The organism is Cedecea neteri (genome assembly GCF_000758305.1).
Taxonomy (GTDB): domain Bacteria; phylum Pseudomonadota; class Gammaproteobacteria; order Enterobacterales; family Enterobacteriaceae; genus Cedecea; species Cedecea neteri_C.
The window spans coordinates 2,828,140-2,839,227 of the sequence record NZ_CP009458.1 but is presented as its reverse complement, the minus strand read 5'-3'; the positions used below and the strand labels follow the sequence as shown (position 1 = coordinate 2,839,227).

Annotated in this window: 11 protein-coding genes; 1 reads left to right on the top strand and 10 read right to left on the bottom strand. The window is 52.7% G+C overall.

Annotated features, from left to right (window positions below; genetic code table 11):
* The first annotated feature begins 139 nt into the window (after window positions 1-139).
* On the top strand, window positions 140-1,300 hold the full coding sequence (gene mdoC / locus LH23_RS13255; RefSeq protein WP_039291784.1) for a glucans biosynthesis protein MdoC: 1,161 nt from the start codon (window positions 140-142) through the stop codon (window positions 1,298-1,300).
* Between the two features lie 94 nt (window positions 1,301-1,394).
* Here the strand turns inward: mdoC and ymdB are convergent, their stop codons facing one another.
* From ymdB to csgB, 10 genes are all read right to left on the bottom strand, one after another.
* On the bottom strand, window positions 1,395-1,925 hold the full coding sequence (ymdB, locus tag LH23_RS13250; protein ID WP_039291781.1) for an O-acetyl-ADP-ribose deacetylase: 531 nt from the start codon (window positions 1,923-1,925) through the stop codon (window positions 1,395-1,397).
* Between the two features lie 150 nt (window positions 1,926-2,075).
* Window positions 2,076-4,292, bottom strand: a complete 2,217-nt coding sequence (locus tag LH23_RS13245) for a TonB-dependent receptor (RefSeq protein WP_039291778.1) — start codon at window positions 4,290-4,292, stop codon at window positions 2,076-2,078.
* 178 nt (window positions 4,293-4,470) lie between these two features.
* Window positions 4,471-6,408 carry a Fe(3+)-hydroxamate ABC transporter permease FhuB gene (fhuB, locus tag LH23_RS13240; protein WP_052050226.1) on the bottom strand — a complete coding sequence of 646 codons (1,938 nt, stop codon included), beginning with the start codon at window positions 6,406-6,408 and terminating at the stop codon, window positions 4,471-4,473.
* Window positions 6,399-7,280: a Fe(3+)-hydroxamate ABC transporter substrate-binding protein FhuD gene (fhuD, locus tag LH23_RS13235; RefSeq protein WP_039291771.1), complete on the bottom strand. Its 882-nt coding sequence runs from the start codon at window positions 7,278-7,280 to the stop codon at window positions 6,399-6,401. The genes fhuB and fhuD overlap by 10 nt, the downstream gene beginning before the upstream one ends.
* 75 nt (window positions 7,281-7,355) lie before the next feature.
* Window positions 7,356-7,913: a 4'-phosphopantetheinyl transferase superfamily protein gene (locus LH23_RS13230; protein WP_156108035.1), complete on the bottom strand. Its 558-nt coding sequence runs from the start codon at window positions 7,911-7,913 to the stop codon at window positions 7,356-7,358.
* Window positions 7,914-7,968: 55 nt separating this feature from the next.
* Entirely contained in the window at window positions 7,969-8,574 is a 606-nt protein-coding gene (locus tag LH23_RS13225) for an outer membrane lipoprotein carrier protein LolA (RefSeq protein ID WP_052050221.1), read from the bottom strand.
* A gap of 103 nt (window positions 8,575-8,677) precedes the next feature.
* On the bottom strand, window positions 8,678-8,986 hold the full coding sequence (locus LH23_RS13220; protein ID WP_039291768.1) for a hypothetical protein: 309 nt from the start codon (window positions 8,984-8,986) through the stop codon (window positions 8,678-8,680).
* A gap of 120 nt (window positions 8,987-9,106) precedes the next feature.
* Entirely contained in the window at window positions 9,107-9,436 is a 330-nt protein-coding gene (gene csgC, locus LH23_RS13215; RefSeq protein ID WP_039291766.1) for a curli assembly chaperone CsgC, read from the bottom strand.
* Window positions 9,437-9,493: 57 nt separating this feature from the next.
* On the bottom strand, window positions 9,494-9,907 hold the full coding sequence (csgA, locus tag LH23_RS13210) for a curli major subunit CsgA (RefSeq protein WP_039291764.1): 414 nt from the start codon (window positions 9,905-9,907) through the stop codon (window positions 9,494-9,496).
* Between the two features lie 45 nt (window positions 9,908-9,952).
* Complete coding sequence (gene csgB / locus LH23_RS13205; protein ID WP_039291761.1) at window positions 9,953-10,405, bottom strand: curli minor subunit CsgB; 453 nt, start codon at window positions 10,403-10,405, stop codon at window positions 9,953-9,955.
* Window positions 10,406-11,088 lie beyond the last annotated feature (683 nt).

Genomic DNA, 11,088 nt, shown 5'->3' with positions numbered 1-11,088 from the left:
GCTTTAAGAGTTCATCCTGGCGACAGGATGACATGCTTAGTGTAGGGTTGCCACGAATATGTAGACTGAACTGGACTTTTAGCCTGATGGGATAGGGTCTTAAGGATAAGACGAATAGTCTGAAAATGTCTGGAGTACTATGAGTAAAGCACCGCAACAACGTGAGTTTTTCCTGGATTCTATCCGGGCATGGTTGATGCTATTGGGCATCCCGTTCCACATATCGCTCATCTATTCGAGCCATCATTGGCATGTGAATAGCGCGATGCCTTCTGCAAGCCTGACGCTATTTAATGACTTTATTCACGCGTTTCGTATGCAGGTTTTCTTCGTTATTTCTGGCTATTTTTCCTACATGTTATTTCTACGCTACCCGCTGAAACGCTGGTGGACCGTGCGCGTAGAGCGGGTCGGCATCCCGATGCTCACCGCGATACCACTGCTGACGCTGCCTCAGTTCATGATGCTGCAGTACATCAACGATAAAGCTGGCCTGTGGCATACGCTCACCGGCTATCAAAAATACAATACGCTGGTGTGGGAACTTGTCTCTCACCTGTGGTTTTTACTGGTGCTGGTGATATTAACGACCCTGGGCATGGTTTTGTTTCAAAAAATTAATAATTTTATAATTAGAAACGAACAGAATAATAATTCACCAATCACCCTGGGAAAACTCTCACTTTTATTTCTCGGCTTCGGTATTTTATATGCCGCAATTCGCCGGACTATTTTTATTATCCACGCGCCGTTATTAAGCGACGGGCTGTTTAATTTTGTGGTAATGCAAACGCTGTTTTATCTGCCATTCTTTATGCTTGGCGCGCTGACGTTCAAGCGCGAGTCGCTGAAAATCCTGTTCACCACCCCTTCACGCTGGAGCCAGGTGGGCGCGGTCTTTGCGTTTGCCGCCTATTTATTAAACCAGCGCTACGGCAGCGGCGATGCCTGGATGTACGAAACAGAAAGCGTGATCACCATGCTGATGGGGCTATGGATGGTCAACGTCGTGTTTTCGCTGGGTTATAAAATGCTAAACTTTAAATCCGCGCGAGTGACCTATTTCGTTAATGCATCGCTGTTTATTTATCTGGTACACCATCCGCTCACGCTGTTCTTCGGCGCGTTTATCACGCCGCACATCACGTCCAATATTTTAGGCTTCTTCAGCGGACTGGTCTTTGTCGTCGGCATTGCGCTGCTGCTTTACGAGCTGCACCTGCGTATTCCCCTGCTTCGTTTCCTGTTTTCAGGCAAACCGAAGGAGAAGACGTCTTCGCCACAATCATTTGCGGGATAACACACGAAAGGCCGGGTATAAACACCGGCCTTTGCTACCTCTGCGCCAGGAATCATAGCCGCCGCAGATGGATTTTTTATGAAAATGTCGTGATTTATTTATGACACTCAGCCGCAATCTGCTGATAAATCTGCGTGTTCTCATCATCAAAGCAGACAAATACCACGCGCTCCGGCAGCGGGCGTATACCAATGTATTTGTAAGCGACATCCCACGCTATGCGCGCGGCCTGCGCTTTTGGAAAACCATACACACCGGTGCTGATTGCCGGAAAAGCAATTGATCGGTAGCCGTTAGCGGCAGCTAAATCCAGACTGTTGCGGTAGGCCAGTTCCAAAAGCTCGGCTTCGTTCTGCTCGCCGCCGTGCCAGACCGGCCCCACGGCGTGAATCACAGCTTTTACCGGAATGTTCCCGGCCTCGGTGATCACCGCCTGGCCCGGGGCACATTCGCCCTGCAGCTGGCGTACCGCTTTACAGGCTTCCAATAGCGCAGGGCCGGCGGCGCGATGAATCGCTCCATCCACTCCCCCACCGCCCATTAGCGAAGGGTTTGCCGCGTTGACTATCACATCGACCTCAATCTGCGTGATGTCGCCCTGGACAACCTGTATGCGTTCACTCATTAACCATTCTCCAACTGTACTTTGCCGTAGTCTATTCTCGTCAGACGGGGCGCGTACATGACTATTATCGTTTCCGGACATTTCAACTTTTGAAAATGTCCGGATATCAGCCACAAAAAACCCCGCCTTCACGGGGCATTTGTTATTGGATTAGAAATCAACAGTCATGGAAAGTTTCAGCGTGCGTGGGTCGCTTTGCGTAATATACGCCCCGCTGTCGTCGACAGAGGCCCAGTATTTCTCATTAGTGACGTTTTCGACGTTGGCGCGCCAGGTCAGCGTCTGCTCGTTAACCTTCATGCTGTAGCGCACGCCGAGATCGAGGCGAGTCCAGCCGTTCAGCTTAACGCTGTTGTCGACGTTAGCGTATTGTGACCCGGTGCGGATCAGCGTTCCCGTCGCAGTCAGATTCTGCACCCACGGCAGATCCCACTCGCCGCCCACGGACCAGGAGTAACGTGGAACGCCGATCGCGTCCTTGCCGTCGTTTGTCCCGCCGTTAGTCTTCACCATCTCTGGCTGAAGCCACAGGGCGCTGCCCAACAGACGCACACCGTACACTGGCTCACCAAAGACGTTCAGTTCCATGCCGCGGCTGCGCTGTTCGCCATACAGGCCGTACAAATTGTTGCTGTCGAGCATCCCCACCGGCTTTTTGATCTCAAACAGCGCCAGGCTGCCGCCCACGCGGCCGAAGTCCACCTTCATGCCCACTTCGTTCTGCTTCGACTGCACAACGCCAACCACGTTTCCGGCATTGGTGGCCTTGGACGTTGCCGTAGGCCCCGGCTGCAGCGCTTCAATGTGGTTCGCATAGAAAGAAACCGGCTCCCACGGCTTCACCACCAGACCATAAACCGGCGTAACCTTGAAAGCATCAAAGCGTGTTTTAGGATCTTCCACACCGGTATAGCTATAGTTACGAACCCGCACGTCCTGGCGGCGAGCGCCGACAGTCAACAAGACTTTATCGTCCAGCGCGGAGAGCGTATCAGACAGCGAAACACCGCTTGTTATCGTGCGGCTCCGCTGGGTTGGATCGTCCATGTTGCTGCCGGAAGCGACCGTCGGGAAACGGCTGAGATCGAGATAAGATGGATCGTAGATATTATTTCCGACGGCAGTTTTACTGGATGACATGGTGTAGGCCGCGCGGGTTTTACGGTAAACGCCAGAATAGCCAAGGTTGACGCTGTGGCCGATAAAGCCGGTATCAAATTTCCCCCGCACGCCGCCCATGCCGGAGAAAACATCGGCGATGTATCGCGTAGACAGACGAGTCTGGCTGGTATTGCCATTGTTATCAACAAACTTAGGTACGCTGTAATTACCGCGTTCGTCGGTTTCGCTGGTGCCCAGCGCGCCATAAAGCGTCCAACTGCTCGCCACATCATACTCACTGTGCAGCGCGGCAAAGCGAGAGCTCATATCTGAATAAACCCATGGCTGCCCGTAGTTTGTGCGGTTATCCGGTACATCAGGCATCTGCGTGATGGCTCCAACCCCCACCCCGATGCGGCCATTATGTACCGTCATTTTCTGATAGCCGCCGTCGAACGAGGTCCGCAGCCTGTCGCCTTTGTAATCCAGCCCAACGCTTGCCAGCGACGTTCTGTTCTTCTGTCCGCGAACATCACTCTCGCCTTCACGATGCAGCAGGTTAACGCGAGCGCCAAACTGGTCGTCATCCCCAAACCTGCGGCCGGTATCCAGGGAACCGCCAACCTGTGACCGCCCGGTGTAGTCGACGCCAAGTTGGGTATGTGGTTCACTTCCTGCACGCTTGGGCTCTATATTGATGGCCCCACCGACGCCAGAACCACCTGGGGGCACGCCATTCAGGAAGGCCGTTGAGCCTTTAATCACCTCGACACGCTCGGCAATAGCTGTGCTGGTGATCTGCCGCGGCAATACGCCATACAGGCCGCCGTAAGAAATATCATCCCCGTCTAACAGAAAACCGCGCACGCGATAGGATTCGCCGAAGTTGCCGTAGCTGCGCACGGGCTGAATAGTCGCGTCATTGCGGATAATGTCGCTGATGGTATTGGCCTGCTTATCCTCGATCATTTTTGAGGTATAGCCGATGATGTTGAACGGCACGTTGTGTGCATCCTGCTCACCGAGCATACCCAGCCGGCCGCCATTGGCCACCTGCCCGTCCAGGTAAGCAGGCACCAGCTCGTTGCCGCCCTCGCGGAACTCTGTATCCGGGGTCGCCGTGACGGTAATAGTTTCTTCTTTGGCCGAAGGTTTTGGCTGAGGATTTTCCTGTGGGGCAGCGGCAACAGGCAGGCAAGCGGCAGCGATCAACGCGGCGATCAGGCGCGGTTTAAACCCGGTCTGACAAGAGGGTTGGTGAGGCATTGAAATTTCCTGGTAAAATAAAAACAATTAATGAGAACGATTATGATTTTGATCGTGATTATCGTTTTGTGATTAAAAATTGCAAGAAAAATGCCTGGGAGTCGTTCGCCTGACTCAGGTAAATAGATGAGAATTCAAACAGCAGGCGCGCCCGGAACGAGCCTGCTTTAATTACTCATCACGCTTTGCGTAATAGCCAGATAAAGTACGGCGCACCACACAACGTGGCTAACAATCCCGCCGGGATCTGGAACGGGAAGATAAGGCTTCGGCCCAGCCAGTCGGCCAAAAGCATCAGTCCGGCCCCAATAGCTATCGCCACAAGAAGCTGAGGCATCGCACGGCGGAAGCCGAGCATTCTCGCCATGTGGGGTGCCATCAAACCAACAAAACTTAGCGGCCCCACGCAGAGCGTTGCTGCAGCGACTAACCCGGCAGCCAGCACCAGAATACTGATGCGCGATCGGCTCAGGGCTACGCCCAGCGCCTGAGCAGATTCACCGCCCAACGGCAGTATTGCGAGCCAGCGACGTACCAATGGCGTAAGCCCAATCAGCGCCAGCGCCATCCCCCCGCTCACCAGTGCCTGCTGCCCGGTCACTTTCCAGGTGGAGCCCGATAACCACGTCAGGACCGAACCGCTGCGCGGATCGCCGCTTGCCAGATAAAGCGTGAGCAGCGTGGCAAAGACGGTACTTAGCGCCACACCGGTCAGTAACAGCCTTCCTGGCGCAAGCCCGGTGCGGGCTAAAACGAGCATCGCCAGCAGCGTGAGTGCCGCACCGGCAAAGCCTGCTGGCAGTTGCCAGGCGCTGACGTCGCCGGGGACGAGAAATATCAATAACACGATGGCGCAGGCCGCGCCGGAACTCACGCCCAGCACCTCAGGGCTGGCCATCGGATTGCCGGTCATTTTTTGCACCAGCGTACCCGCCGCCGCGAGCATTGCACCTGCGGCAAGCGCCGACAGCACTCTCGGCCAGCGCCACTGCCACATTTCTTGTATACCGATAAACCAGCCTGAGCTTTCCCGCCCAACGCCTAGCGTCATTAAAGCCACCAGCGCCAACCCCGCAGTAATCAGTAATACAGTAACGAGAGACAGTCTGCGTTCCGCAACCGTACTAGTATCATCAGAAGCCGCCAGACGCTGATGGCGCAACCGAGGCAACAACCACAGCATTAACGGTGCCCCCACCAGCGCCGTCACGGCGCCGGTTGGCAACTCTTGCCAATAGCTTCCCACCCAAATAACCAGTTGATCGCTCAGTAACAGCAACAATGCCCCTGTCGCCATCGAAGCCAAAAGCTTGGGCAACAGGCGCCTTACGCCAAACATCCCGGCCAGGACCGGAGCAAACAGGCCAATAAACCCGATCACCCCCACCACGCTGACCAGCATCGAACTCAACAGCAGCGCCAAAAATAGACCGCCCACTCGCACTAAGGCCAGCTTCATCCCCAGCCCACGTAATACGGTGTCATCCAGGGCCAGCATGCCCAGCGGGCGAATCATCAAGACGATGAGCACCAGCACGGCCAGCAGCCTTGGCCAGAGAAACTCCACGCCAGCCCAGTCGTACTGGTTCAGCATCCCGCTGCTCCAGATAAACAGGTTTTGCAGGCGTTCATGGTTGAACAGTACAAGGAAACTTTTCACTGCCCCGCAATACAGTCCCAGCACAAGTCCGGCAAGGATCAGCGTAACCGGCGACATACGTTTCCCCCAGGCAGCCCCGAGCACAATACTGCCTACGGCCATGGCACCTGCCAGCGCCGCAAGCTGTTTGCCGGTTTCCCCCGCTCCCGCCAAAAACAGCGTTGCAAGCGTCAGCCCCAGCTGCGCCCCGGCCGCAACGCCAAGGGTGGCAGGTTCGGCCAGAGGGTTGCGCAGAATATGCTGAAACAGACAACCGGCCAGCGCCAGACCGGCGCCGGTAAGCAGCGCAAGCGTGGTTCGCGGCAGCAGGCTGTAGTGAAACAGCATCTGCGAAACATCGGTAACTTGAGGCAGCGTTATCGCTCTCCACCAGAGATCGGCGGGCAGCATTTGCTGGAAGTTATAGCCGGTCAAAAACAGCGTGAAGGCACAGAGTAGCAGCAGGATTATGCGCATAGAGCCTCCGGCAGAAGCTGGCAAAAACGCAGCGCCGAAAAACTCCCGCCGTAAAACCATACCGCGGGCAGCAGGTGCAGCTGGCCATCACGCACGAAAGGCATGACCTGCCATAGCGCGGATTTCGCCACCGTTTTGACCGGATCGTCATCGCCGTGCATAAAGCAAATAGCCGTGACATTTTCCAGCCTGACGAGGGTTTCAATTCCCACTATGGCGCTACCCCAGGCATTGGTTTTCCCGTCCCAGGCGTTACGCATCCCTAGCCGCTCCAGAAGGTCATTGAACAAACTGTTGCGACCAAAAATCATCACCCGACGGCTATCCAGAAATGAAAACATCACCAGCGGGTTCGAATTGCCCGGCAGCGTTGCACGGGTGGCGGCAATTTGCTGATGAAAATGGGCCAGATGTTCCACCGCCTGCTGCTCCCGCCCTAAAAACTGCCCAAGTCTCAGAAGATCTTTTTCCAGCAGCGCCAGCGGGCGGCCAGAAGCGTCATTAAAGGCCGTGGACCAGCAAGGCGCGATAGATGTTAAATCTGACTCCGCCGGACCGAAGCCTTTGGAGATCAAAAAGAGAGAAGGATTGAGACGCTGCATCAGCTCTCGGTTGGGCTCATTTCGCAGTCCAACATCGATGACGGTATCAGGCAGTTTTGGCTCCCCTACCCAGCGGTGATAATTACGCTTATCGGCAATGGCCATCGGCACGATCCCGAGCGCCAGCAGCATTTCGACCGGACGCCATTCCAGGGCAATAATACGCCCCGAATCAAAGCGGCGCGCTTCGGCCTGGCAGGGAAGCGCTGCCGACAGAGGCAGCAGAGAAGCAAACGCCAGCAGGCGTCGACGGCTGAGAGAAACATCCATATAAATAGCAATAGTTATCGTTCTAATTAAGTTTTACACATTATGCCGTTGCTCTCCGGCAACGCAATCAAAAACTCAGCCAATAACCATCGACTGCTCTACTGAAAAATCAGGCGCAAACGCTTCGGACCCGCAGCAGGCAATCAACCATTCTTCGCAGGTAATATGCTGCAAATAGAGGTTCGGAGGGCAAAGCGTTTCCAGCGGGAGTGACAGTTCCGGTATTTGCCAGACCGTTCCGCCCCGCTGCTTTATGACCGCTTCATGGGCCGTCCACAAACGCCAGAATGCCGTCAGTTGCTGAGCTTCGGGTAGCCCCTCCAACCAGTCATTAAGCGCCGGGGAAAAACTGTGCTTCGCCACCGCCTGCCAGCGCCTGCGGGGGCGAAGTAGCTCCATATCACAGCCAACGGAGTTATGACCTGTCAGTACCGCAACGACGTCTGCACTATTAGAAATGTTGAACTCGGGCAACTGCGGATGCCAGGGCTTACCGTGAGGACCATTCTGCAGCGGCGGTAAGGGGCCGTTATCCAGTAACTGCGCTAAAAGCACTCGTCCGGCAAGCCACACCGAGCGCCGCGCCCCCTGTGGTGCCGTCGCTATCAGTTCACCCGAGAGCCAGCGTTTCACGAATTGTGAATCGCAAAGAGCCCCTACTCGCCCTACGGCCAGTCGGTAATTTTCATTAGAAGACAAAGCGCTGGCGCTCTTCCGGGGTAAGCTTACGAGGTTCTGGCTGGTAATGGCTAAAGATTATCTCCGTCGAGCCCTCTTCAGCATCGCGAAACTCGACGCGCTCCAGTGACTTCTCGCCAGACAGCGTAATGGAGTGGAACACGCCGCTAAGGGTTTCATCGAAGGGAAGCAATACCAGCCGCCATTTCCCTTGCCCAAGGTCGGAAAATTCGCTGATGAAGTCTTTCTCGAGCGTTTTTCGATCGATATAAAACAGCCTGCGCAACAGTTGGTTGAACTGAAACATTTGCGGGTTACTTTCTGCGGTGATGGTCTGAGGCGGCTGGTTGCCCATCACCTGAACCATCCGATTGCCCCCGACAATCAGCTTCATCGGGAAGGGCTGACGCTGCTGCCACCACAGCCCTTTATGCTTCGTGACCAGAACCCGTCCGCTGGAATGCAGCGGCTGCGCCATACCTTTTATCTGGCGCTCCTGCTCAAACTGCGCCCGCATAACCGGGACAGCAGCAAATCGCTTCTGAATGTCATCCAGCGTCACTGCCCCGGCCACCTGTGCCGCCAGCAGAAGACAAAGAAACACGCTTTTTATCACAGCAGTAACCCTATACGTTCAACCTAAATCGTTCCGCATTAGTTTACTCTGCCTGATGGCCTGAAACCAAAAATACGCGGCCCGTTTTATACGGGCCGTAAAGTTATTGATAAGTAACGTACAGCACGGCTGTTTTGCGCTGCGGGTCGAGGTATTGCACACGGGTTTGCATCGTACTGTCATTATGAAGGGTTACGCCATCCAGGGCGCTGAGGGCAACGGTCTGAGTGACGGGTTTGCCTTTTTCGGTGCAGGTCATGGCGATATTGGTGCTGGCAGGTGTCCACTGACAGCCGCCTTCGACTATTTCACCTCGAAAATGAATAATGCCAGAGGATGCGGCCTGAGAAAGCGGTGAAACCACAATGCCCAGTGCCAGACAAAGCAAATACTGCTTCAAACTTGCTTTCACGTTTATTACTCCTCGATTGCTGTCGTCCCTGAAGGTTATCGGCAGAAAATCAAAGATAATTAAACAGTGATCGATGTTTTTTGTTCTTGCAATACCGCTGTCACATATATTTGTTTTTCGTCAAGGCTTCCCCGGTTTTTGCCATTGCTGCTGAAGGTGAAAGGCTTTGCCGTCACTCAATGTGACAGTGACCGTAACATTATCGCCGGGATCAATATTTAAACTTAGCTGCGACAAATCAACCGCCTGATGCGCCTTTATAAACAGCTCACTGCTTTGGTGGCTGGAGCTTTGCCCCGACGGGCCGGTTTTGTTTGCCACCAGCGTCATGGTGCATTGGCAATCCGCCGCCAGCGTGGCGACAGGCGTTATCGTGTAGATATTTTCCTGCTGTCGGGTATTAAAGGTCAACTGACTCGAGAGCGCGGCAAGCAATACCAGGGTATGCATACAACCTCCAAAGAAAAACAGGGCCCGGGGCCCTGTTTTCGCGATAACCAGGTCGCTTTAGTACTGAGAAGCCGTGGCGTGGTTGCCGTTGCCGAACTGGGTGACAGACACCAGAGAGCTTGATGCCGTCTGGTTAACCACTGCCCCGTTGTTGGTCCCGAATTGCTGAACATCAATCTGTGCGTTTTTACCGTTCCACTGGCTCAGAGTGGCATTGTTACCGTAGCCATCCTGCAGCAATTTAATATCGCTGCTGTCCGAGCCCTGGCCCACTTTTGCACCATTAACGGTACCCAACTGTTTAATTTCAGTCTTCGAATAGAAAGCATTCGACTGCAGTGCCGTGGCATTATTTCCGTTACCTTGCTGATATATTTTCAAGGTCGAGTGCTGAGCCTGTTGCGGATAGGTCGCCATTGCACCTGCGGAAACCACCAATGCTGCTAATGCTGCCACTTTGAAAAGATTCATACTAAAACCCCCATCGGATTGATAGTTTCAGCCCAAATGTTTTGCTTATCGCTGAATAATGCGAACCGCCATTTGTGACTGGTTTTGCACAACAACTGCTGACTTCTGGGTACCGTATTGGGTAATGTTTGCTTTGTTACCAGCACCTCGCTGAATAATCAGCGCCGCATTACCAAATGAATCCTGTTTTATACTCGCATCGTTGGCGACGCCCTCTTGCGAGATATAAGCAAGGTTATAACTACCTGATTGATCGATGTTTGCCCGGTTACCCGAACCGCTCTGTGCTATCTCAGATAATTGCCGCTGACCTCGCTGAGTCACCGCCGCATTATTATTGCTGCCGTACTGGCCAACAATCGCTGTTTGATTAAATTGAGGGTTGCTCAATTCATTAACAGCAAAATTGTATTCGGAGATGGCAAGATCGTTAGCCTGCGCCAGGCAGTAATGAGAGAATCCCATAAACAACATCGTTAAAACCCAATGTATTTTCATTTGTCACCCTGAACCTAATAAAGCCGGAACATTATGACGCGCAACTCAATCATTACGCATAACGAACCAACCGTAATTTGTTATTGCTCCGTTACGGAAATGAGTATGTTACGGCAGGCATTTTAAATATCTCATGCATGGGTGGTATTTTGCATTATCAAATTCACACCAAAGTATTAACACGGAATAAAATAAACCAAATTCCTCATTGCAACTACCTAATCCAGGGATCGGATAATCATTAGCACCCTTATTTAAAGCCACCTTTCATGTCACTGACTTAGCACAACTCAGGCGATGCTTAGCAAGTTTACGTAAAAGCCTTGTCATCAGACACAGTTTTCTTAAGCGGAGCGGCTAAAAAGATGGAACACTGTTTTTAAAAATATGAATGATGTTATAAAAATTAAAGAATATTAAAAAATACCATTAAATACAATTCGTTAACCTCTTAAACGAAAAAATAATGACTATACACACAATTCAAAAAGTACAACTTTCACCTTAAATCTAAATAGTATAAAGATCTCTAAGAAACATTTTAATATCTACAGTAACATTTAGTTACATAGTTAACACTTGCTTTAATATATCGAATCGCTAAATTGAAAACAGATAGCAACTCTTTCGTAAAAAATCTTCTTGCGACCGAAAATGATTATTTCGGCGATTAAAAATATTTA

Excerpts from the sequence above, each read along its gene's own strand:
- mdoC (WP_039291784.1), top strand. The coding sequence starts at position 140 with ATGAGTAAAGCACCGCAACAACGTGAGTTTTTCCTGGATTCTATCCGG.
- ymdB (WP_039291781.1), bottom strand. The coding sequence starts at position 1,925 with ATGAGTGAACGCATACAGGTTGTCCAGGGCGACATCACGCAGATTGAG.
- LH23_RS13245 (WP_039291778.1), bottom strand. The coding sequence starts at position 4,292 with ATGCCTCACCAACCCTCTTGTCAGACCGGGTTTAAACCGCGCCTGATC.
- fhuB (WP_052050226.1), bottom strand. The coding sequence starts at position 6,408 with ATGCGCATAATCCTGCTGCTACTCTGTGCCTTCACGCTGTTTTTGACC.
- fhuD (WP_039291771.1), bottom strand. The coding sequence starts at position 7,280 with ATGGATGTTTCTCTCAGCCGTCGACGCCTGCTGGCGTTTGCTTCTCTG.
- csgC (WP_039291766.1), bottom strand. The coding sequence starts at position 9,436 with ATGCATACCCTGGTATTGCTTGCCGCGCTCTCGAGTCAGTTGACCTTT.
- csgA (WP_039291764.1), bottom strand. The coding sequence starts at position 9,907 with ATGAATCTTTTCAAAGTGGCAGCATTAGCAGCATTGGTGGTTTCCGCA.
- csgB (WP_039291761.1), bottom strand. The coding sequence starts at position 10,405 with ATGAAAATACATTGGGTTTTAACGATGTTGTTTATGGGATTCTCTCAT.